This is a genomic window from Staphylococcus sp. HMSC068C09, assembly GCF_001813735.1.
GTDB lineage: Bacteria > Bacillota > Bacilli > Staphylococcales > Staphylococcaceae > Staphylococcus > Staphylococcus hominis.
The window spans coordinates 1-293 of record NZ_KV813761.1 but is presented as its reverse complement, the minus strand read 5'-3'; the positions used below and the strand labels follow the sequence as shown (position 1 = coordinate 293).

Sequence of the window (293 nt, the reverse complement as noted above, 5' to 3'; positions counted from 1 at the left end):
ACGAGAGACTCGGTGAAATCATAGTACCTGTGAAGATGCAGGTTACCCGCGACAGGACGGAAAGACCCCGTGGAGCTTTACTGTAGCCTGATATTGAAATTCGGCACAGCTTGTACAGGATAGGTAGGAGCCTTTGAAACGTGAGCGCTAGCTTACGTGGAGGCGTTGGTGGGATACTACCCTAGCTGTGTTGGCTTTCTAACCCGCACCACTTATCGTGGTGGGAGACAGTGTCAGGCGGGCAGTTTGACTGGGGCGGTCGCCTCCTAAAAGGTAACGGAGGCGCTCAAAGG

Annotated in this window: 1 rRNA gene; it reads left to right on the top strand. The window is 53.9% G+C overall.

The annotated features are described in order from the left end of the window. A 23S ribosomal RNA gene (locus HMPREF2930_RS07465) occupies positions 1-293 on the top strand; the annotation flags it as partial.